The sequence below is a fragment of the Streptomyces sp. NPDC008001 genome (assembly GCF_042958085.1).
In the GTDB taxonomy this organism is placed as follows: domain Bacteria; phylum Actinomycetota; class Actinomycetes; order Streptomycetales; family Streptomycetaceae; genus Streptomyces.
In genome coordinates, this window is sequence record NZ_JBIBIZ010000002.1 from 98,627 (window position 1) to 119,796 (window position 21,170).

Genomic DNA, 21,170 nt, shown 5'->3' on the forward strand with positions numbered 1-21,170 from the left:
ACGGCAACCCTTTGTCACCCACAAGGGTTTATTACGAGAGGGCCGCCGCCGTTCGTACGCCCACTCTCGTGCGCGTGGCGACCAGCCGTCCCTCCTGGGGGTAGGCGTGCCAGGTGCGCCAGCTGATCTGGCCGTCGCAGCGCTGGGCGAGCAGCGCGGTGAAGGCGTGCGGGCTGCCCGGGAAGGTGCCCGCCAGGCCGTAGGGGTGCTCGGCGACCAGGGCGAGGAGCTCCTGGGCGCGGCCCGCGAAGGAGCCGTGCGAGAGCGTTTCTATCCGGGCCGCGAACTCGTACTCCCAGGCGCCGATGCGCTTGGCGACGCCCAGCGGCAGCGGGGTGGCGCTGCCCGGCAGGCAGGCGACGGTCTCCGAGCAGACGCCGTCGCCCTCTTCCAGCAGCACTTGGTGGGAGGCGCCCAGCAGGCGCAGCTGGACCTGGGAGCCGGCGAGCTCCAGGTCGAGCACGGCGAGCGCGGGCAGCGGGTCCTTGCCCAGGCACCAGGCGAGGTCCGCGGCACGGGTGTCGGTGTAGGTGGTCTTGAGGGTGGTGAGCATGGGTCGGCTCCGCAAGCAGGCAGTCGAGGGTGGGCCGGCCCGCCGGGGAGGACCAGAGTCTTCGGACGAGGACCAAAGTCTTCGAGTGCGCCGGCTCATGCCCACATATGAGCTGTTTCCGTGGGGTCCGAGGACGTCCGAGGACAGTGATTACGGGATTCCCCGGAGCCTTAATGAGAGGGAATCATGAATGAGCAGCGCCCACAGCGTTTTTACCCATCTCATCGTGCTTTCCATCCACGCGAGGGCCGGGCAGTTCAACTGTTCAGAATCTTTGCGGACCGGAGGCGGCATCGACCCTGCCGGAGGCGGCTCCGGCGGGCCGCCGATTGAACGGCCGGCGGGCCGGGGGAACCCGCCGGATGCATATGCGATCAAGCCCGGGACGGCCGTGAATCCCCGTCAGGCGGCGTTCACCAGCTTCTCCACCGCCGAAATCACGGATTCTTCACGCTTGCAGAACGAGAAACGCACGAGATGTGACGGCGCATCGGGGCGCAGATTGAAGGCGGCCGTGGGAATGGCCACCACCCCGGCGCGCGACGGGAGTTCACGGCAGAAACGCACGCCGTCCGAGTACCCCCACGCGCGGATGTCCGCCTGGAGGAAATACCCCGCCTCCGCGCGATAGGGGCGCAATCCCGCGCTCGTGAGCCCCCGGCTCAGCAGGTCCCGGTTGCGCTGCAGCGTGCGCCTCAGCTCCGCCGCCCAGTCCTCCACGCCGCCCAGCATCCGCGCGAGCGCCTCCTGGTAGGGCGTGCCGGAGGCGTACGTGAGGAACTGCTTCGCCGCCCCGACCGCCCGGACGAGCTCCGCGGGCCCGCACACCCAGCCGACCTTCCAGCCGGTCACGTTGAACGTCTTGCCTGCCGACGAGATGGTCAGCGTACGCTCCCGCATGCCCGCCAGTGCCGCGATCGTCGTGTGCCGCCCGCCGTCGTAGACGAGGTGCTCGTACACCTCGTCCGTCACCACCGTCAGACCGTGTTCCCTGCACAGCGCGGCGATCACGGCCAGCTCCTCCGCCGTGAAGACCTTGCCGGTCGGGTTGTGCGGGCTGTTGAGGAGCAGCACCCGGGTGCGCGGGGTGACGGCGGCCCGCAGCGCGTCCGCGTCCAGCACGAACACGTCGTCGCGGGCGGCGAGCGGCACGCCCACCACCTTCGCTCCCGCGAAGCGGGCACCCGCCGGATAGGCGTCGTAGCAGGGGTCGAAGGCCAGCACCTCGTCGCCCGGGTCGCACAGCGCGAGCAGCGCCGCGGCGAGGGCCTCGGTCGCGCCCGTCGTCACCAGCACCTCGTCCTGCGGGTCGTACTCCAGGCCGTAGCGCCGGGACTGGTGGGCGGCGACCGCCCCGCGCAGCGCGGGGAAGCCGGTGGCGGGCGGGTACTGGTTGCTGCCCGCGAGGACCGCCGCCGAGACGTCCTTCAGCAGCTCGGGCGGAGCGCACAGTTCCGGCACGCCCTGGCCGAGGTTGACCGCGCCGGTGCGCCGGGCGAGCTCCGTCATCTCCGTGAAGACGGAGGTGCCGAGGCCCTGCACGCGGGCGGCGGGGCTCCAGGCCTTGTTCATGCGATCCCACTTCCGGTCGGTTACCGAGGCTGCCTCACCCTAGGCAGGCCGGTGCGCGCGGGCACAGCACACGGTCCGCCGCGCACCGCGCAGACACTCCGCGGTGCCCGCCGAGCGGGTGGAAGGCGCACTGCTTACGGGCGCTCCCGCTCGCGCGCGCGAGGCGGGCGCCGCAAGGTCAAAGATGCCGAACAGACCCACAGGCCGAGGCCGAGAGGCCGAGGATGCCGGAGGTCCCCCCGTGTCAGCCGACACCGCCGTGCCCGTCCGGGCGCCGGAGCCGCGCCCGGCGTCCGGCAACGCCCGCGTCCGCCTCGTCGAGCGGGGGCGGGAAGCCCTGCGCCGGGCGGCGCCCGCGCTCGCGTTCTACGCGGCGGCCCGGCTGACCGGCATGGCGACGATGGCGGCCTGGGCCTGGTGGATCGGCCGCCACCCGCGCACGCTGCTCGGCCACTCCTGGGACGGCATCTGGTACGCCGGGATCGCCCGGCACGGCTACGGGCTGGTGCTGCCCTCGCCGACCACGCGCGGTGTCGTCTTCAACGACCTGGCGTTCTTCCCGCTCTTCCCCGGCCTCGTGCGGGCCGTCTCCACCGTCACGCCACTGACCGTCGTCAGCTCCGGCCTGCTCGTCGCCTGGCTGTCCGCCGGGGTTGCCGCATGGGGCATCTACGCGCTCGGGGAACGGCTGTACGGCCGCAAAGCGGCGACGCTGCTCGTGGTCCTGTGGGGGGTGCTGCCGCACGCCATCGTGCAGTCCATGGCCTACACCGAGCCGCTGATGACCGCGCTCGCGGCATGGTCCCTGTTCGCCGTCCTGACCGGCCGGCCGCTGTGGGCGGGGGTGCTGTCCCTGCTCGCCGGTCTCTCCCGGCCGAACGCAATCGCGGTCGCCGCCGCCGTCGTCTGCTCCTCCGCGCTGCTGCTGCGGCGGGATGCGGCCGCCCGGGCGGACTGGCGCGTGTGGGCGGGCGCGGCCCTCGCCCCGGTGGGCTGGACCGGCTACGTCGCCTGGGCCGGATTCCGCTCCGGGGACGGCCCGTTCGGCTACTTCGAGGTGCAGCGGCTGTGGGGCTCGCGGTTCGACTTCGGGAAGGACGCGCTGCGGTTCGTCCGGCACCTGATCATCGGGCGGGACGCCATGGCGTACTACCTGACGGTCGCGGTCATCGCCGTCGCGCTCGTCGCGCTGGCCTTCCTGGTCCTGGAGCGGCCGCGGCCGCCCGCCGCCCTGCTGGTGTACGCGGTCGTGCTCGTCGTCATCGCGGTCGGCGGATCGAGCTACTTCGCGTCGAAGCCGCGCTTCCTGATGCCGGCGTTCCCCCTGCTCGTACCGGTGGCACTGGCGCTGGCCAAGGCACGGCCCCGGACGGTCCTGCTGGTGGTCGGGGCGCTGGCGGCGCTGTCGTTCTTCTACGGAACGTATCTGCTGACGGTGGCGCGGATGCCGATGTAGGGGCGGCGGTGCCCGGCTGTCGTCGGCCGGAACACACACCGGCGCGGGGCGCCGCACAAGCGACGCCCCCGCCGGGAGGCGATCACGCCGAGGTCGGGTGCGGCGGCTCGTCGTCCGGCTTGTCGTCGCCCGACTCCGCGTCCGCCTCGAGGCCCAGCTGCTCGACGAGCCACTTGTCGAACTCGATAGAGGCCCGCACCCAGCTGACCGTGCTGGAGACGAAGTGCTCCAGGGACACCCCGACGCCGATCAGCATCTGCGCCTCGCCGATCAGGCGGACCGTGCCGTCGTCATTCGTGTGGGTGTAGACCTTCGGCCACAGCGTGCGGCGGTTCCAGTCGTCGATGGCCTCCAGCAGGCGGGCCTTCTCGTCGATGGCGTGCGGGCGGTCGTAGAACGTCCGCACGGAGAAGACCTGCTGCTCCTCCTCGCCGCGGAACATGAAGTACGTACGGAACTGCTCCCACGGCGCGGCGAGGTCACCCTCGTCGTCCACGACGTACTTCAGCTCCATCTGCTCCAGGAGCTGCTTGACCAGGTCCTGGTCGGGGATGACGGGGCCGGTCGGGCCCGCCTCAGGCTGCGGTTCGGGCTGTCCCCCGAAGTTCGGGATCGAGGACGGGTCGATGCTCACCGTGTTATTCCCTTCGTACGGTCTCCCGCCATCCTCCCTCACACCCGCCCCTGCCTCGCAACCCCTCGCGTACCCTGATCGGCTTCCGGCACATCGATCACAACAGGGCAGGTACGGCGTGGCGCGCGAGAACCGGCGGAGGACGCCCGCGTGGCCGTGGGTGACGTGCGGACTCGCAGGCGTGCTGCTGGTCCTCCTTCCCGCCGGCTGCTCCTGCCTCGCCCTCTCCGGCGCCGCCGGCGGCGAAGGGATCTCCTGCTCGGAGGCCGTGGAATTCGCGGGCGGGGCACGGATGCCCGCGCACTCCTCGGACCGGAAGTGCACCAGGAGGTCGTGGAGGGACACGTCGGTGGACGGCACGTTCCGGATGCCGCGCGGCGACGTGGCCGGCTGGATGGCCGAGAACTTCCCCGGGGAGAGCCCGCTGACCAAGCGGGAGTACTGCCGCGAGGACCTCTGCGTCGAGCAGTACCACCCGGCCGAGCACGGCCGCTCGGACGACGACACCCTCATCGTGAACGTGAGGGCGGCCTACGAGGAGGGCGGGACGGCGCTGATCACGCTGGAGGCGTTCGAGGTGTGAGGCGCGCGCCGGCGGGGCCGGGCGGGGGGAAGCCCCCGGCCGGGCCCGCCGACGTCAGCGCGTACCGAATCGTGTCGACGCATCCAGCGCGTCGCCGTACCGCGTCAGCGCGTCACAGCGCCTTCGCGAGCGTCTCCTCGCGCGCCGGTGCCACCGTCAGGCCGTCACCGTCCACGGCGACGGTGACCCGCACCGTGTCCCCGTCGCGGATCTCGCCGCCGAGGATGGCACGGGCCAGCTGGTCGCCGATGGCCGTCTGGACCAGGCGGCGCAGCGGGCGGGCGCCGTAGGTGAGGTCGGGCGCGGCGCCGTCCGGGGCGGACGGGTCGTGGCCGAGGGCGGCGAGCCAGCGCATGGCCTCCGGCGAGACGTCGAGCACGAGCCGGCGGTCGGCGAGGCGGCGCTGGAGGTGGTCGATCTGGATCGCGGCGATGCGCTCCAGCTGGTCGACGCCGAGCGGGTGGAAGACGACGACGTCGTCGAGCCGGTTGAGGAACTCGGGACGGAAGGAGGCCCGCACCGTCTCCAGCACCTTCTCCTTCTTCTGCTCCTCCTTGAGGAGCGGGTCCACCAGATAGGTGGATCCCAGGTTGGAGGTGAGGATGAGGATGGTGTTGCGGAAGTCAACGGTCCGGCCCTGGCCGTCGGTGAGGCGGCCGTCGTCGAGCACCTGCAGCAGGATGTCGAAGGCCTCGTGGTGGGCCTTCTCGACCTCGTCCAGCAGGACGACGCTGTACGGGCGCCGGCGCACGGCCTCCGTCAGCTGGCCGCCCTCCTCGTAGCCGACGTAGCCGGGGGGCGCGCCGACCAGGCGGGCCACGGCGTGCTTCTCGCTGTACTCGCTCATGTCGATGCGGACCATGGCCCGCTCGTCGTCGAAGAGGAAGTCGGCGAGGGCCTTGGCCAGCTCGGTCTTGCCGACGCCGGTCGGACCGAGGAAGAGGAACGAGCCGGTCGGCCGGTCGGGGTCGGCGATGCCGGCCCGGGAGCGGCGCACGGCGTCGGAGACGGCGCGGACGGCCTCGCCCTGGCCGATCAGCCGCTTGCCGATCTCGTCCTCCATGCGCAGCAGCTTCTGCGTCTCGCCCTCCAGCAGGCGGCCGGCGGGGATGCCGGTCCAGGAGGCGACGACGTCGGCGATGTCGTCCGGGCCGACCTCCTCCTTGACCATGAGGTCCTTCGCCGCGGCCTCCTGCTCGGCCTCCGCCTCGGCCTTCGCCGCCGCCTCCAGCTCGCGCTCCAGGCCGGGGATCTCCCCGTAGAGCAGCTTGGACGCGGTGTCGAAGTCGCCGTCGCGCTGGGCGCGCTCGGCCTGCCCGCGCAGCTCGTCCAGGCGCTCCTTGAGCTCACCCACCCGGTTGAGGGACTCCTTCTCGCGCTCCCAGCGGGCGGTCAGGCCGCGCAGCTCCTCCTCCTTGTCGGCGAGGTCGCGGCGCAGCTTCTCCAGGCGCTGCTTGCTCGCCTCGTCCGACTCCTTGGAGAGGGCGAGCTCCTCCATCTTCAGCCGGTCGACGGCGCGCTGGAGCTCGTCGATCTCGACGGGCGAGGAGTCGATCTCCATGCGGAGCCGGGAGGCGGACTCGTCGACGAGGTCGATGGCCTTGTCGGGCAGGAAGCGGGAGGTGATGTAGCGGTCGGAGAGGGTGGCCGCGGCGACGAGGGCGCTGTCGGCGATCTGGACCTTGTGGTGGGCCTCGTAGCGGCCCTTGAGCCCGCGGAGGATCGCGATCGTGTCCTCGACGGACGGCTCGGCGACCAGGACCTGCTGGAAGCGGCGCTCCAGGGCGGGGTCCTTCTCGATCCGCTCGCGGTACTCGTCCAGCGTCGTGGCGCCCACCATGCGGAGCTCGCCGCGGGCGAGCATGGGCTTGAGCATGTTCCCCGCGTCCATGGCGCCCTCGGAGGCGCCGGCGCCGACGACGGTGTGCAGCTCGTCGATGAAGGTGATGATCTGGCCCTCGCTGGCCTTGATCTCCGCCAGGACGGTCTTCAGCCGCTCCTCGAACTCGCCGCGGTACTTCGCGCCGGCGACCATCGCGCCGAGGTCGAGGGCGACGAGGCGCTTGTTGCGCAGCGACTCGGGGACGTCCCCCTTCACTATCCGCTGGGCCAGCCCCTCCACGACGGCGGTCTTGCCGACGCCCGGCTCGCCGATGAGGACGGGGTTGTTCTTCGTACGGCGGGACAGGACCTGCACGACGCGGCGGATCTCGGTGTCCCGGCCGATGACCGGGTCGAGCTTGCCCTCGCGGGCGGCGGCCGTGAAGTCCGTACCGAACTTCTCCAGGGCCTTGTACGTGCCCTCCGGGTCGGCGGTGGTCACTCGCTGTCCGCCCCTCGCGGTCTCGAACGCATCCAGCAGGCGCGGCGCGGACGCCCCCTGCTGCTGCAGGAGCTCACCGGTGCGGCCGCCCTTGGCGGCTAGGCCGATGAGCAGGTGCTCGGTGGAAATGTAGGTGTCGCCGAGCTCGCGGGCGCGCTGCGACGCGTCGGCGATCACGGCGAGCAGGTCGCGGTTGGGCTGCGGCGGCGCGACCGTCGCGCCCTGCACGCTGGGCTCGGCCGCCAGCTGCCGCTCGGCGCCGGACCGCAGCGCGGCGGCGTCGGCCTCGACGGCGGCCAGCAGGTCCATGACGTTCTCGTTCTCCTGGCCGGCGAGCAGCGCCAGCAGCAGGTGCGCGGGCGTCATATCGGCATGCCCGGCCGACACGGCCCGCTCACTGGCCCCGCTCAGCGCCTCCCGGCTCCTGTTGGTCAGCTCGGCATCCACGACGGTGTGCGCCTCCTTGTTCTCATGGCCCTTGCGCTACGGGCCTGCTCTGCCCAACCTGCATTAAGTTGAGCCTATTCCACTCAACCCTGGAAGGCCAGGGGCCACTCGGACCCCTTCCATGGTCCGACGCCGGGAGGCGGGCCGCCTCCGGGTAGCCCGCACATATGTTTGACGCACTCCCTTACGTGTGAACGGCGCCTGTTCACCGCCTGCCGGGCCCTGCGGGTGGCGATGCTGGCCTCTCGACCACAAGGAGGTGCAGCATGACTGCCATGGCATGCGAGCCGAAGGCAACGTCTACGCAGGACGAGACCCTCCTGGATTACTTCCTCGCCCTGGAGACCCCCGAGGGGTTCCGGGCCGAGCTCATCGAGGGGGAGATTGTCGTGTCACCAGCGCCGGACGGCGATCACGAGGACGCCATCGAGCTGATCGTCGCCCAGATGTACGACGCCTCGACGGTTCGCATGCAGTACTCCGGGAACAAGGGCCTGAAGCTCCCCCGCGGCGGCCTCTGCCCCAAGAACTACGCCATCCCCGATGCCACCTTCGCCCCGCGCGAACTGCGCCTCTTCCGCGGCGCACCCCCCTGGATGCCCTGCGACGGAGTCGCCATGGTCGCCGAGGTCACCAGCAGCCGGGCCGAGCGGGACCGCATCGCCAAGCGCCACTGCTACGCCCGCGCCGGCATCCCCCTGTACCTGCTCGTGGACCGGGAGGAGGAGACGGTCACGCTCTTCAGCGAGCCCTCGGCCCAGGACTACGCCGAGACGCACACCGTGCCCTATGGCAAGGCGCTCCCCCTGCCCGAGCCGTTCTCGTTCGACCTGGAGACGTCCGACTTCGGCTGAGCTTCGCGCGGACGCGCCGTTACGCTTCCCGCATGGCCCACGACCTGCGCAACCTGGACCCCGCTTACGTCGCGTTCTGGCGGGAGCGACACATCTGCACTCTCACCACCACCCGCCCCGACGGCAGCCCGCACCTGGTGCCCGTGGGCGTCACGTTCGACCCCGAGGCCGGGATCGCCCGCGTCATCACCAACAAGAACAGCCGCAAGGTCGCCAACATCCTGGCCGCCGGCCCGGACGGCGCGCGCGTCGCCGTCTGCCAGATCGGCGAGCGGAAGTGGGCCACGCTGGAGGGCCGCGCGATCGTCCGTACGGAGGCCGACGCCATCGCCGACGCGGTCAACCGCTACGCCGAGCGCTACGGGCGGATGCCCTCCCCCAACCCCGACCGGGTCCTTGTGGAAATCACCGTCACCAAGGCCCTGGGGCTGGTCTGACGAACAGCTGAGCGGAGGAGGGCCGCCCTCTTCTCCGGTGCCCCTGACACGGCCGGACGCCGGCGCCTAGCGTGTCAACATGTCTCAGTTCACCGTGCAGTTGAGCGTCAACGGTCCGGCGTCCGAGGTCTGGGCGCTGCTCACCGACGACGCCTTCCTCGAAGACCTGTACCGGAACCGGCTGAACTACGTGAAGTGGGCCGTCGACGAACGGCACGACGCCCCGGAAGGCGACCTCATACGCAAGGTCACCCTCATCCCGCCCATGAACGCCCCCGCGCCCGTGCTGAAGCTCCTCGGCCCCGGCTTCAAGGAGACCGAGGAGAGCCGCCTCGACCCCAAGCGGTTCACCTGGACCTGGCGCAGGATCCCCTCCACCATGGCCGACAAGATCAAGGAGGAGGGCCTGGTACGGGTCGAGCCGGCGGTCGACGGCGGCACCCTGCTCGTCGCCGAGACCACCATCGAGTGCAAGGTCTTCGGCGTCGGCGGCATCATGGAGTCGTCCGCCGAGAAGCACAGCCGGAACGACTGGCAGCAGCTCGGCCACGCGCTCAACCAGCGCCTGGCCAAGGCCGAAGGCTGAGCGAGCGCTGAGCGAGCGCAGAGACCGCTCCGGGCCTCCCCACCCCTGAGGACGGGGAGGCCTCCGCTGCGGGTGCCGCGCCGCGGGAGAGGCCGCGCCTCGGTTATGACGCCAAACCCGGGCGGTCTGCTCCGCAGGCCGGTCACCCCTACGCCGACGACGGCCGTGGCCTGAAGCTGCTGCAGATGCTCGCCGATCGGTGGAACTACTTCTCCTCGCCCCGCGGCTTCGCCGACTGCCAGCCTGTTCTGACCCGCGGCCGACCCACGGATCTCAGCCATCGCCCCCGCCCACACCCACTCGCATGTGCGATCGAGCGATCCCCGCCGTAGTCGACTTGGCGTTATCCCGTCCTGTACGAGGGCGCACCGCGCCGCAATGGTGGACGGCGTCTCCTGATGTCGCGTCAGGAGTACCGGAAGCCGTTGGAGAGAGGAAGTCCGCCCATGCCTCCTGTCCCGGTACGTCCCGGCATCTACAAGATCCACGCGCACATCATCGGCCCGTCCGCCCTGATCACCGCCACCGAGCACGCCGTTAAGTACGGCGCCCCCGTCATCACCGACCGGCTGAACCCGCTCCCGATCGAGCAGGACTGGATCATCGAGCCCAGCGAGCCCATCCCGGGCGCGCCGTACATGATGCACCTCGCTCACCATGAGGCGGCGGGCCTCGTGGTTCAGGAGGACAAGCTCTGGGTCAACGCCGTTCCGCGCGCCGAGTGGGCGAAGTTCACGTTCGAGTCGGTCCTCGGCGGGGTCAAGATCCTCACGGAGAAGCACCTCGCCTTCCGCGCCGGCCACCGTGGTGCGCAGATCACCCTCGTGGAGCCGAAGCCGGAGTTCCAGGAGACGTTCACCCTGGAGTTCGTGGGGCCCCTCAACGAGGACTAGGCAGCAGGGTCAGCCACGCGCACACGCGGGGCGGCCGGGCCCGACAGCCCGCCGCCCCGCCCCGCCTACCGCGTCGTGATCCGCGACACCAGCGCCCACACGCCCGTCGACGGGTTCGTCACGTGCTCCTCGCCCGCCGCCGCCAGGCGCCGCGCGCGGCGGCCCGCTTCCGGCCAGCCGTGTTCGAAGTCGCGGAAGTCCAGGCGGGCCTTCTCGTAGGCGGGGACGTGCCGCTTCAGGTACGGGAGCAGCTCGCGGTACGTGTGGACGGGGGCCGTGTGGCCGGCGAAGTGCAGGATCAGCCAGAGTTCGAAGCACGGGTTGGAGACCGCGACGCGGATGCCCTCGCGCCGGGCGCGCGCGACCGCGCACGCCACCTCGAAGTGGTCGACGTCGAAGACGCACCAGACCTGGTCGAAGTCGTCGCCGATGCGGTCGCGCTCACCGGCCGCGTACGTGATCAGCTGGGTCGGCGAGCAGGACTTCGTCCTGATGCGGACGGTGACGGCGGGGTTGGCGATGTGGTCGACGAGGCCGAGGAGGTAGTCCTTCTCGGTGGCCTTCGCACCGCAGACGACCAGCAGGCGGTCACGGGCACGACGGCCGCCCGGTAAGCGGAGGACGTTCGACTCGAAGGAGGGGACGGGCGCTGCGGGGCGTGCCCAACGACCGTTACTCTTCGGCGTCCTCGCCATCCGCCGCTGCCTTCCCCCTGGCGGCCAGGGCCGCCTCGAACCGCTCGTCATTGAGGACCGGAACCGCACCATAGCTGCCGCCGAGGTAGCGCCGCTCGCGGTTCTCGCTCTCCCGCGGTGCGAAGTCGGAGAGGGGGTAAAGTGCGCTCTCCCCGTTCCGGTCCTTCTCCACGAACCAGATCTGGTCGTGGCGCAGGATCTCCTCGCCCCCGCACCTGCCCAGCAGGCTCGCGTCGTGCGTGGTGAGGATGAGTTGTGCCGAGCGGGGGTTGGTCGCGGGCTCCCGGAAGAGCTTGACGAGGTGCGCGGTGAGCCGCGGGTGCAGGCTGGCGTCGACCTCGTCGACGATGAGGACGCCGCCCTGTTCGAGGGTGTCGAGGACGGGGCCCGCGTAGTCGAAGAGCATGCGGGTGCCCTGGGACTGGTCCTCCAGGCCCATCCGGATGCTGCTGCCGCCGCGGCCCTTCTGCTGGACCCAGACGCGGGCGGTCGTGGTCGTGAAGAGGCACGTGGACAGTTCGGTGCGGCGCAGTTCGCGCAGCAGGCGGTCGGCGAAGCCGCGCAGGGAGAGCCGTTCGCCGGCCTCCGCCGCGTCGAAGTCCTCGATGCCCATGTCCTCGATGCCGAGGTCGGCGGCGCGCAGGAGGGCGACGACGCTCTCGGCCCGTTCCGGGTCCTGCAGCCGCAGCAGGCTGCCCGGATCGGGTGAACCGTGCGCCCCGCCCGCCCGGAAGCGGACGTTCATGAACCATGCGTAGACCGGCTGGATCTCGGCCTGCCGCGAGCGCGCGGCGACGGTCAGGAACAGCGCGTTCGGCTCGGTGATGCTGCGGACGAGGTCCAGCTCGGGCCTGGGCACGGCGTCGCCGAAGCGGATGTCGTCGCCCGTGCGCTGGAAGACGGTCTGTCTGCCGCCGCCGGGGTAGCGGTAGAGCCATTCGTCGCGGATCCGCTCGTCGTCCAGTCCGAAGCCGTACGTGTGGCGCACGCCGCCGAGGACGAGGTCCACCACGTACCAGGACGGGGCGGCGGCGCTCTCCTCGTCCAGCAGGAACGGGGACCGGACGAGGCCCGTGCCCGGCTCCGCGTCCCGGTGGGAGGTGCGGACCAGGGAGGCCATGAAGTGCAGGGCGTCCACGACGTTGGACTTGCCCGCGGCGTTCGCGCCGAAGAGGGCCGCGATGGGGACGGCCTCACCGCCGGCCTTGTTGCCGGCCTCGCCATCGGTCCTACCGCCGGGCTCACCATCGGCCTCGGTCTCGCCCGCGTGGTCCACTCGCGCCAGGAGCAGCTGCTGCTCCTCCTTGATCGAGCGGTGATTCGAGACCCGGAAGCTCAGCAGCACCCGACCACCGTACGGCCCGCGGGCGGGTGGCGACAGGCCCGCCACCCGACTGAGTGGCGATCCCGGTCCATGCTCAGCCGCACGCCGAAATGATCTCCTCCATGTCGTCCACCGCCGCCTGGACGCCTTCGGTGAGCATGACCCCCGCCGGATTCAGCATGATCTCGTCGACGCCGGCGGCGCGGTACGCGGCCAGGCGCTCGGCGATCTCCGCGGGAGTGCCGGTGACGACCACGGAGTGGCCGAGGAGAGCTTCCGCGTTCGCGGCCGGATCGTCCCCCAGGGGAACGCCCGCGCGGCGCAGCATGTCGGCGTAGTGCGGGCCCTTAAGGTGCTCGCCGGCTCCGGCGAGGGCGGCCCGGCGCAGGTCGCGGCCGGGGCGCGCGACGGCGACGTGCACGGCCGTGGCGACGCGGGGACGGGCCGGGCGGCCGGCGGCCGCGGCGCCGTCCTCCAGGGCGGGCACGAGGACGTCCCGTACGTACGCGGGAGGCGTCATCCAGGTGATCGCGACGTCGGCGGCCTCGCCCGCCGTACGGGCCATGCCCGGCCGGAGCACCCCTGCCCCGACCTCCACCGGGGCGTGGTCCAGCGGCAGCAGCCGGGCGTCGAGGTGGTGGTACGGGCCGGTGCGGTCGACGGGCTTACCGTCCAGCAGGTCCCGTACGGAGGTCAGGTAGTCGCGGACGGCCGTGCGGGGGCTCTTGTACGGCTCGCCCGTGAGCGCGGCCACGAAGTCGGGTGTGCCGATGCCGTATCCGGCCACGACCGGCTGCCCGGTCAGCAGTGCCAGGGAGCGGGCCTGCAGCGCCGCCTCGTACGGATGGCGCAGCGGCATGACGCTGACGCTCGTGCCGACCGGCACGTCGTACCCGGCGCCGGAGAGGTGGGCGAGGACCTGGTGCGGTTCGGCCTTGAAGGACTGGCACAGCCACAGGCGGCGGGCGCCGGAGCGCTGGACGAGGGCGGCGAAGGGGGCCACCAGCTCCGGATGGTCCGGCTGGAGGGGGTAGAGGACCGCCGGAGTGGTGCTCGTGCTCACCGGTTCGTTCCTTCCTGGTCGTCGTCGAGGGTGGCCAGCAGGGTCTTTTCCGGCGGCATGAAGTTGCGGGCCGCCGCCTTGACTTGGGCGTGGGTGACGTCCCCCACGGCGTCCGCGTAGGCCGGCAGCCAGTCCACGTCCACGCCCCGGGCGGCGAACCCGGCGAGGGCGCTCGCTTCCTCCGCACGCGTGGCGAGGGCGAAGCGGGTGAAGCCGGCGGCGTAGCGGCGGGCGCGTTCCGTCTCCTGGGGCGTGGGGCCGTCCTCGGCGAGTACGCGCAGGACGTCGGCGGCCTCCGCGGCCAGGCGGTCGGCCGTGCCGGGAGCGCCCGCGCACTCGATCTCCAGCCAGGTGCCCGCGGCGTTCTCGCGGAGGGCGGCGGAGACCGCGTAGGCGAGGGCGTGGCGCTCCCGCAGGCGGCGGGTGAGCCGGGAGGAGGCGTGGCCGCCGAGGACGAGCTGGGCGAGGTGCAGGGCCGCGTGGCCGGGGTCGGTGGACGGGACGGCCGGGCCCGCCGTCAGCAGGAGTGCCTGCCCCGCGCCGGGGTGCTGCAACGCCGGCCGGCCCGGGGTGGGTACGGCGCGGCCGAAGGGCGGCAGGGTCAGGCCGGACGGGCCGCCGGCCCACGGGCCGAGGTGCTCGGCGACGAGCCCCTGGACGCGGTCCGGGTCGTCGCCCGTCATGACCAGGAGCACCGATCCGGCGGGCACCACGGCGCGGCGGTGCAGCGCGTACAGGTCGTCCTGCGTCACCGGTGCCGGGGGCGCGGGCTCGGCGGCCAGCGGGTGGGGGCCGAAGGCGTGGGTCAGGACGGCGCGGCGCAGGGTGGTGCGGGGGCCTGCGGGGCGGGGGCCGGCGGTGGCGGGTGCAGGGGGCAGGTCTCGGTAGGCCGGGCGGACGAGGAGGTCGCCCAGGAGCTCCAGGGTCCCGGGCAGCCCGCCGGACAGCACGCTGGCGGAGAGCAGCAATTGGTCGGCGGTGACAACCGTGGACAGTTCCGCGCCGAGGTCCGCCGTCCGGTCGGTGACGGCCTGGCGGTCGCGGGTCGTGCTTCCGGTGCCGAGGCGGGCGGCGAGCAGCTCCCGTACGGAGGCCTGGTGCGGATCCGTCAGGGCGTACGGGACGACGAGCCGGACCTCGGCCAGGGGCGCGCCGGGGGCCTCGACAACGACCACCTGCAGGCCGTTATCGAGCACCGTACGGGCCCAGGGGCGCTTCATTGGTGTCTCCTACGAGTTTGCTGCTGCTGTTCGCTGCTGCTGTTCGCTGCAGCTGTCGCTGCTGTTTGCTGCTGCCGTGCGGTGCGTTCGCTACTGCCGTGCGGTGTACTCGCTAGTGCTGCGATACGAGTTCGGTCACTCCGTACGGTGCGGCCAGGAGCCGCCGGGCGGCGGCCGAGACGTCCGCCGGGGTGACGGCGGCCAGTTGTCCTGCGAGTGCGTCCGGGCCGTTGTCCCCGGGGAAGCGCCCGGGGAAGAGCAGGGCCGCGCGGCCGTGGGCGACGGCTCTGGCCGCGAGGGAGTCCGCGTGCCGGTGGCAGTTCACCAGGAGGGCGTTGACGGCGCGGCGGTGCTCGGTCGCGGAGGGCGGCCGCTCCCCCGCCTCCCGCAGCAGCCCCAGCCAGGCGTCCACCACCTCGTCCGTGCGGGCGGTGCCGGACCTCCCCAGCAGCACCAGCGCGAGATCGGGCGCCGCCGACGCGAGCCACTCCCCGTAGTAGCCGCAGATGACGCTCGCCGACGTGAGCCCGGCATGCGTCCGGACGGCGCCGGGCAGCCGGGCCCGCCCCAGCAGTTCCGCGAGGACCACGTGGGCGAGGTAGGCGTGCCGTTCGCTCACCGCGTCGGGGAGGGCGTGGGCGAGGGCCACGCCGGAGGCCGCGTACGGGATGCTGCCGGTCGTTACGGGCGAGAGTGACGCGACTTTCCCGTCAGGCGTACGAGGGGACCCCGCGGCCACTCCCCCGAACAGCTCCCCCGCCCGCTCGGCCACCCACTCCGCATCCACGTCACCCACGACTGTCAGCGCCATCGCGCCCGCCGTGTAGTGCGCGCGCTGGAAGGCGAGGGCCTCGGCGGCCGTGGCGTGCCGCAGTTCGGCGACCGTGCCGTAGCTGTCGCGGCTGCCGGGGTGGAGCGAGGCGTAGGCCGTGTCCCACAGCCGGCCGCCGCCGACCGCGCCCCGGATCTCCTCGCCGATGATCTCCGTCTCCGTACGGACGACGGCGTCGCCGGGCGCGAAGTCCAGCAGGCGGCGCGCCTCCCACTCCAGGATCCCGGGGAGCGCGTCCGCGGGGGCGACCGTGTGGAAGACGGTGTGGTCGCGGTGCGTCTCGGCGTTGCACATGCCGCCCGCGCCCTCGACCCGGCCGACGTGCCCGTCCGGGTCGGCGGCCGTTCCCCGGGGGAACATCAGGTGTTCCACGAGGTGGGCCATGCCGTGCCGGCCCGCCGGGTCGTGGGCGCCGCCCGCGGCCACGGTGAGGGCGACGGCGACGAGCCCCCGGCCGGGCTCGGGCTCGACGGTCAGGCGCAGCCCGTTGCCGAGCGTGCGGGTCACCGTGGCGGCGGGGCTCACAGCGGGCGGTAGACGGAGACGACCATCTTCCGGCTGTCGCCGCCGTCGAACGGCTGCTTCTGCCACCCCGTGTACCGCTCGGCGAGCTCCAGCCGGGCGAGGCCCGCCAGCAGGTCCAGCTCGCTCGGCCACAGGTAACGCATCACCGTCGTGGCCGACTTGGGGGCCTCGCCGTCCAGGAAGAGGGTGTTCTGCATCATCATGTTCTGCGAGGCGGGCAGCACGCCAACGGACTCGATCATGGCGCCGCGGGTGCCGATCGGGTACGTGTTCACCTCGTTCTTCTTCTGCACGTGGTAGTCGCTGGGGTCGAACGTCTCGATCACGACGTGCCCGTCCGGTGCCGTGTGGCGGGCGACGGCGTGGATGAGGGCGATCTGCTCGGCCGGGGTGACGGCGCAGCACATGGCGTTGAACGGGGCGAGCACGACGTCGAAGGTGCGGCCGAGGTCGAGGGTCGCGAAGTCGCCGAGGACGGGCGTGATGCGCCCCTCCGGGTCCTTCTCCGCGAGGCGGGCGAGCATGCCCTCGGAGGCGTCCACGCCGTGGACCGCGAAGCCCTTGTCGGCGAGCGGGAGCGCCACGCGGCCCGTGCCGACGCCGAGTTCGAGGACGCTCGCGCCGGGGGCGGTGAGGGTGAGGAGGAAGTCGGCGACGTCTTCGAGGTCGGGGGTGCTCGGGTAGATGTCGTCGTAGACCTCGGCGAGGGCGTCGCTGTAGGCGGCGGTGATGGCGACGGCGAAGCCGCTCATCCCGTCCGCCGGGGCCTCGTCGGCCTTCGCGGTGCCGGCGGCCTTCGCGGTACCGGCGGTCACTGCGGTGTCGTCGGTGATCACTGCGGTGTCGGTGGACATGTCGGCTCTCAGCTCCCGGAGACGGTGCGGTCGGTGGGCGAAGTCAGGTTGCGGTCGGGCCGCCACGGGTCGATGCCCGCCTCGCGGAAGCACCGCACGACGTGCTCCTCGCGGGTCCCGGACCCCTCCGGGGCCAGGGCGTGGTCGATCAGGGCGGTGGCCAGGGCGAAGGCGCGGTGCTGGCCGAAGCTCATGCCGTCCTGGCCGGGACGCGGGTCCTCCGGGTCCCAGGACGCGGCGATGCCCGGCGCGAGGCGCTCGGTGAAGACGGAGGTCTCCGCGCCCTTCCCGGGGAGCGGCGCCACCGCGCGGACGACGGCCTCCTCGCCCGGTACGTGGTCACCGTGCAGGTAGACGACGATGCCGTCGCGGCGCGGGAAGTCCTGCGGGTCGGAGAGGACCTTGGCGTGGTAGCGGGCCTCCGCGCGCTCCAGGGCGGCCAGGGTCGCCCCCCACAGGACGACGGCGCTGTCCGCGTCGGCCGCGTGCACGAAGATGCGGCGGACGGCGCCCGTGGGGCGGGGCAGGGCGCGCGAGCCCATGACGTAGAAGAAGCCGGGGGAGAGCGCGGGCCGGGCGGCTTCCAGGGACAGTTCGACGTACTCGCCGGGCTCGGGCGCCTCGGGGCCGAGCAGCCGGTCGGCGGGCACGCGGGCGGTGACCTCGGGGAGCCGGACGATCAGCTGATCGCCGTCGGGCCGCCGGAGCACCTCGATCAGCCGGCCGCGGACGGGCGTGCGGTCGTGCGGGACGGCGGCGGCCAGGCGCCGCTCCAGCTCCGGGTCGCGCAGGCTGCGCCGCGGCGGGGTGTCGGTGTCGCGCGCCGCGCCGTCGCGCCCGGCGTGCAGCTCCTCGTAGAGCGCGTTGGTGAGGCGTCCGCGCAGGTCACGGGGGCTGTCGGCGGAGAGGGAGCGCCCGGCGACGGTGGCCTGGCAGCCGTCGCCCCGGACCGAGACGGTCGCGAGGGCGGCGGCGAGCCCGGGGGTGAGGCCCCGCGCCGGGACATCTGAGGGGCGATCCGAGGGGCGATCCGCCGGGTGCACTGCGAGGTGTTCTGCAGAGGGGTCTACAAGGTGATCTGCGGGGTGGGCGGTGAGGGTCATCGGGAGCTCCCGGAGGGCTGGGTGAGGCCGATCGTGGTGACGGAACCCGAGGGGTTGAGGAGCAGCGTGCGGCCGATGCCCGCGGCCGCGCGGGCGACCGGGTTGAGGGTCGCGTGCAGCTCCGCCGTCGCGAGCAGCCGGTCGAACATGTGCCAGCCCGCGAAGCCCGCGGCCCGCTCGGCGAGCCCGGGACCGGGCGTGCGCCCTTCGAGCGCGAGCTGGTCGAGGTAGCCCTGCCAGAAGGCGGCGATCCGGGGGGTGTGGCGGCGCAGGCTGGCCGCTCCGCGCTCGATGATCTCGGCGTGGTCGAGGCCGAAGCCGGCGGCGGGCGCGTCCTCTCCGGCGCCCGGCGCGAACACCGCGTACGTGGCGTGGAAGAGCCACTCGCCGGCGAAGGCGCCGACGTCGCGCGCCGGGTCGGCCAGCCGGAACTCCTCCCAGTCGCAGAGGTAGAGCTTCCCGTCGTGCCGCAGGAACTGGTCGAAGCGCAGGTCGCAGTGGACGGGCGTGTGCGGCGCGGCGCGCTCGGCGGCACGCAGGGCGTGCAGCGCGGCGATGACCTGCGCGTCGTCCTGGACCAGCCGCCAGGCGGCGATCTGGCCCATGCTGCGCTCCTGCACGGTGCTCCAGGGGAGCGCCTCCAGCCACGGCATGGGCGGCAGCGGCGCCTCCTCCGTGTCGATGGCGGGGCCGTCCTCGCCGAAGCCGGAGCCCTCCGCGTTGCCGGTGGTATCGCCGGCGGGCAGGGCGTGCAGGGCGCCGATGGCGCGGCCCGCCTCGCGGCAGAGGTCGTCGTCGAACTCGTCGTCCAGGGCGAGTTCGGAGCCCGAGCGGGCGCCGGGCAGCAGCTCGTAGACGCCGACCGCGGCCGTACGGTCCGAGCCGAGGTGCGCGGGCGTGCGCAGCGGGGAACCGGCCGGCAGCAGGCGGGCGAGGTGCTCGAAGGCCAGGGCGCGGTCCAGCTGCGGGCTGCCGCCCTCGGCGCTGCGGGCCACGGTCTTCACGAACACCTGCCGGCCGCCGGTGGTGCGGCCCGCCCAGTTGTCGTTGCGGCCGCCGAAGGAGGCCAGGCCCTCCCGGCCGAGCCGGCCGAGGCCGAGCCGCTCCAGCAGGGCGTTGACCTCGGGGGCCGCGTCGAGGTCGGTGGGCTGGAACCGCTGCAGCGTGGGCTGTTCGGCTGTTGTGGTGGTCATGGCGTTCCTCCGGGGCCGGGGCCGAGGCCGGGGACGGCCCGCTGGCCCTCCTCGTCGATCAGCTCGGCAGTGAAGGCGATGTAGTCGTGCAGTTCGTCGGTCCAGTCGCAGTACGCGGCGAAGTCCTGCATGTGGGTCACCACCCGCAGGACGGCGGCCCGGCCCACGGCGGCGAGATCGACCCCGGGATCGACCCCGGTGCCGTAAGCAGCCAGCAGGACTTGCCGCGGATCGGGCCCGGCCCCGCCGGACCCGGCCCCGCCGCCCGGCCCCCCGTGCCGGCCCTCCGACCAGGCCAGTTCGGCGAGGTCGCCGAGCAGCCAGCCGAGGTCGAGCGCGGGGCTGCCCGCGGCGAGGTCCTCCCCGGTGAGCAGCGCGGTCCGGCCCCGGTGCAGGGGTGGTACGAGCGCTCCGAGCGAGGCCCCGCCGTGGATCAGGCACGGGGCGGGCGGTGCGACCGCCGCGTCGTACCAGGCGCGGACCCGTTCCAGCCGGTCCGCTCCCCACACGCCGAGGGTCTGCTCGCGGAGCCGCGCGGCGCCCGGCAGGAGCCCGCTCCGGCCGTCCGCCCACGCGCGCATCCGCCGCAGCGCGGCAGGCGGGCCCGCGGGGAGGCCGGGCGGTACGGGCGTGCCGTGCAGCGCGCGCAGGGCCCGTCCGGCGGCGGCGAGGGCATGCGCGGCCAGCTGCCGGGCCCCCGGGCGGGGGTCGGCGAGCCAGGTGACCGCGGAGACGGCGCCCGGCGCGCGGTGGAGCAGGCCGCCGCCCGCGGGGACGGGGGTGACGAGCAGCGCGGCTCCGGGCACGCCGGACAGGTCGGGCACGGCCGCGGCGGCGGGCGCCGTGAGCGGGCCGGGGTGCAGCGCGCCGGGCCGGTGCCACCACAGGAAGCCGTCGCGCGCCGAGCGGTGCACGCGGGTGTGCTGGAGACCGGTGACGTACTCGCCCACGAGCTCACCGGCGTCGTCGGGAAGCGTCACGACGGCTGCTCCACCTTCTGCTCATCCAGGGCGCGCTTGTGTTCGTCCGTGGTGCGCTTCTCTTCGTCCGCGACGCGCTTCTGCTCGTCCGCGACGCGCTTCTGCTGGTACGTGGCGCACAGGCGGAAGAGCTCCGGCATGGGCGCCGCGCCGCCGTCCTCCCGCTCGCCCGTGGTGGCGCTCGCCGCGGGCACGGTCGGGGCGACGACGACGCCGGGGCGGGCGCGCAGCGCCGCCAGGTGGCCCTGGACCACCGGGCTGTGCTGAGCGGCCGGCGGGAGCGCGGGGGCGACTCCCACCACGGCCCGGGTGGTCTGGAGGGCCAGCAGCACGGGGGTGTCGGCGAGCCCCAGCGCGTACCGGCTCAGGAAGTGCACCGTGGCCGGGTGCACGAGGACGAGGTCGGCCCAGGCGGCGAGTTCGACGTGCGGCGCCTTGCCCGGCGGGGCGCTGTCCCAGTCGTCGGTGAGGACTTCCTGGCGGGCGAGCGCCGCGACGGCGTCCGGCGAGACGAAGCGGCGGGCGGAACGGGTCAGCACGACCCGTTTCTCCATCGCCGGAAAGGAATCCTGCAGCCAGTTGATCCAGAACGGCAGGAAGGACACGCTGAGCGCTCCCGTGCCCACCACGAGCACGCGCCGGAATCCGGCATCGGCGATTTCCATAACGGGTGCTTCCTTCTCACCGGAGTCGTACGGGGCCGGGGGCCGGCCGGCGCGGTGCGCGACCGGCCGGCCCCCGCGGCTCACGCAGCGATCAGCACTTGCTCTCGATCGTGCGAGCGGTGAAAGAACCGATCGCCATGGCGCACTGCTGCGAGGAGCGGGCGGTGATGAGGGTGGCGCGGATCGCCCACGGGATGGTGGGGCTGAAGGCCGGGGCGGCGTCCTTGCCGTCGTACAGGCCCAGCTCCTCGGCCGAGGTGTAGGCGGTGTAGCCGTCGAACAGGTCCTTCTCGGTGACGTTCTGCATGGTGAATGTCTCCACATTCTCAACAAGGTTTCCCGGGCCGGGAGTTGGTGTTTCCGGCCCGGTGTCCGCTG

The 21,170-nt window shown here is 73.0% G+C and carries 21 protein-coding genes; 6 read left to right on the top strand and 15 right to left on the bottom strand.

Annotated elements, in window-relative coordinates; all coding sequences use genetic code 11:
- Positions 1 to 31 precede the first annotated feature (31 nt).
- Together ACFZCD_RS05400 and ACFZCD_RS05405 are read right to left on the bottom strand one after the other, a co-directional pair.
- A complete protein-coding gene (locus ACFZCD_RS05400; protein WP_391828133.1) occupies positions 32 to 553 on the bottom strand; it encodes a DUF2617 family protein in 522 nt (173 codons plus the stop codon).
- 402 nt (positions 554 to 955) lie between these two features.
- Complete coding sequence (locus ACFZCD_RS05405) at positions 956 to 2,125, bottom strand: aminotransferase class I/II-fold pyridoxal phosphate-dependent enzyme (protein ID WP_391828135.1); 1,170 nt, start codon at positions 2,123 to 2,125, stop codon at positions 956 to 958.
- Positions 2,126 to 2,366: 241 nt separating this feature from the next.
- Here ACFZCD_RS05405 and ACFZCD_RS05410 point away from each other — a divergent pair, with 241 nt between their 5' ends.
- Positions 2,367 to 3,581 (top strand): hypothetical protein, encoded by a 1,215-nt coding sequence (locus ACFZCD_RS05410; RefSeq protein WP_391828137.1) that lies wholly within the window; start codon positions 2,367 to 2,369, stop codon positions 3,579 to 3,581.
- Positions 3,582 to 3,663: 82 nt separating this feature from the next.
- On the opposite strand, the gene ACFZCD_RS05415 is transcribed toward ACFZCD_RS05410, so the two are convergent.
- The gene (locus ACFZCD_RS05415) at positions 3,664 to 4,215 is read right to left on the bottom strand and encodes a YbjN domain-containing protein (RefSeq protein WP_391828139.1); all 552 of its coding nucleotides are present in this window, start codon (positions 4,213 to 4,215) and stop codon (positions 3,664 to 3,666) included.
- Between the two features lie 181 nt (positions 4,216 to 4,396).
- Between ACFZCD_RS05415 and ACFZCD_RS05420 the strand changes: the two genes are divergently transcribed.
- Positions 4,397 to 4,798: a hypothetical protein gene (locus tag ACFZCD_RS05420; protein WP_391828141.1), complete on the top strand. Its 402-nt coding sequence runs from the start codon at positions 4,397 to 4,399 to the stop codon at positions 4,796 to 4,798.
- A gap of 112 nt (positions 4,799 to 4,910) precedes the next feature.
- On the opposite strand, the gene clpB is transcribed toward ACFZCD_RS05420, so the two are convergent.
- On the bottom strand, positions 4,911 to 7,568 hold the full coding sequence (clpB, locus tag ACFZCD_RS05425) for an ATP-dependent chaperone ClpB (protein ID WP_391828143.1): 2,658 nt from the start codon (positions 7,566 to 7,568) through the stop codon (positions 4,911 to 4,913).
- Positions 7,569 to 7,834: 266 nt separating this feature from the next.
- Between clpB and ACFZCD_RS05430 the strand changes: the two genes are divergently transcribed.
- From ACFZCD_RS05430 to ACFZCD_RS05445, 4 genes are all read left to right on the top strand, one after another.
- Entirely contained in the window at positions 7,835 to 8,422 is a 588-nt protein-coding gene (locus ACFZCD_RS05430; protein ID WP_391828145.1) for a Uma2 family endonuclease, read from the top strand.
- A gap of 32 nt (positions 8,423 to 8,454) precedes the next feature.
- Positions 8,455 to 8,859 carry a pyridoxamine 5'-phosphate oxidase family protein gene (locus ACFZCD_RS05435; protein WP_391828147.1) on the top strand — a complete coding sequence of 135 codons (405 nt, stop codon included), beginning with the start codon at positions 8,455 to 8,457 and terminating at the stop codon, positions 8,857 to 8,859.
- A gap of 79 nt (positions 8,860 to 8,938) precedes the next feature.
- The gene (locus ACFZCD_RS05440) at positions 8,939 to 9,445 is read left to right on the top strand and encodes a DUF2505 family protein (RefSeq protein ID WP_391828148.1); all 507 of its coding nucleotides are present in this window, start codon (positions 8,939 to 8,941) and stop codon (positions 9,443 to 9,445) included.
- A 446-nt stretch (positions 9,446 to 9,891) separates the two neighbouring features.
- Positions 9,892 to 10,338, top strand: a complete 447-nt coding sequence (locus ACFZCD_RS05445; protein ID WP_391828149.1) for a hypothetical protein — start codon at positions 9,892 to 9,894, stop codon at positions 10,336 to 10,338.
- Between the two features lie 65 nt (positions 10,339 to 10,403).
- Here ACFZCD_RS05445 and ACFZCD_RS05450 read toward each other — a convergent pair whose 3' ends face one another.
- The 11 genes from ACFZCD_RS05450 to lxmA all read right to left on the bottom strand — a co-directional run bounded on the left by ACFZCD_RS05450 (position 10,404) and on the right by lxmA (position 21,099).
- The gene (locus ACFZCD_RS05450; RefSeq protein ID WP_391828150.1) at positions 10,404 to 11,033 is read right to left on the bottom strand and encodes an RloB family protein; all 630 of its coding nucleotides are present in this window, start codon (positions 11,031 to 11,033) and stop codon (positions 10,404 to 10,406) included.
- The gene (locus tag ACFZCD_RS05455) at positions 11,011 to 12,378 is read right to left on the bottom strand and encodes an ATP/GTP-binding protein (RefSeq protein WP_391828152.1); all 1,368 of its coding nucleotides are present in this window, start codon (positions 12,376 to 12,378) and stop codon (positions 11,011 to 11,013) included. Before ACFZCD_RS05455 ends, ACFZCD_RS05450 begins: the two co-directional genes overlap by 23 nt.
- A gap of 73 nt (positions 12,379 to 12,451) precedes the next feature.
- Entirely contained in the window at positions 12,452 to 13,420 is a 969-nt protein-coding gene (gene lxmJ / locus ACFZCD_RS05460; protein ID WP_391828154.1) for a F420-dependent peptide dehydroalanine reductase LxmJ, read from the bottom strand.
- Positions 13,417 to 14,640 (bottom strand): M16 family metallopeptidase, encoded by a 1,224-nt coding sequence (locus ACFZCD_RS05465; RefSeq protein WP_391828156.1) that lies wholly within the window; start codon positions 14,638 to 14,640, stop codon positions 13,417 to 13,419. Before ACFZCD_RS05465 ends, lxmJ begins: the two co-directional genes overlap by 4 nt.
- Positions 14,641 to 14,752: 112 nt before the next feature.
- A complete protein-coding gene (locus ACFZCD_RS05470; protein ID WP_391828158.1) occupies positions 14,753 to 15,997 on the bottom strand; it encodes a M16 family metallopeptidase in 1,245 nt (414 codons plus the stop codon).
- Positions 15,994 to 16,851, bottom strand: a complete 858-nt coding sequence (locus ACFZCD_RS05475; RefSeq protein WP_391828160.1) for a class I SAM-dependent methyltransferase — start codon at positions 16,849 to 16,851, stop codon at positions 15,994 to 15,996. The genes ACFZCD_RS05470 and ACFZCD_RS05475 overlap by 4 nt, the downstream gene beginning before the upstream one ends.
- Before the next feature lie 8 nt (positions 16,852 to 16,859).
- The gene (locus tag ACFZCD_RS05480) at positions 16,860 to 17,894 is read right to left on the bottom strand and encodes a T3SS effector HopA1 family protein (protein ID WP_391828162.1); all 1,035 of its coding nucleotides are present in this window, start codon (positions 17,892 to 17,894) and stop codon (positions 16,860 to 16,862) included.
- 56 nt (positions 17,895 to 17,950) lie between these two features.
- A complete protein-coding gene (lxmK, locus tag ACFZCD_RS05485) occupies positions 17,951 to 19,147 on the bottom strand; it encodes a class V lanthionine synthetase subunit LxmK (protein ID WP_391828164.1) in 1,197 nt (398 codons plus the stop codon).
- Positions 19,144 to 20,127, bottom strand: a complete 984-nt coding sequence (locus ACFZCD_RS05490; RefSeq protein WP_391828166.1) for a hypothetical protein — start codon at positions 20,125 to 20,127, stop codon at positions 19,144 to 19,146. The genes lxmK and ACFZCD_RS05490 overlap by 4 nt, the downstream gene beginning before the upstream one ends.
- Positions 20,124 to 20,792 (bottom strand): peptide terminal cysteine decarboxylase LxmD, encoded by a 669-nt coding sequence (gene lxmD, locus ACFZCD_RS05495; RefSeq protein ID WP_391828168.1) that lies wholly within the window; start codon positions 20,790 to 20,792, stop codon positions 20,124 to 20,126. The genes ACFZCD_RS05490 and lxmD overlap by 4 nt, the downstream gene beginning before the upstream one ends.
- 91 nt (positions 20,793 to 20,883) lie before the next feature.
- Positions 20,884 to 21,099 (bottom strand): lexapeptide family class V lantibiotic, encoded by a 216-nt coding sequence (gene lxmA, locus ACFZCD_RS05500; RefSeq protein ID WP_030366991.1) that lies wholly within the window; start codon positions 21,097 to 21,099, stop codon positions 20,884 to 20,886.
- Positions 21,100 to 21,170: the final 71 nt, after the last annotated feature.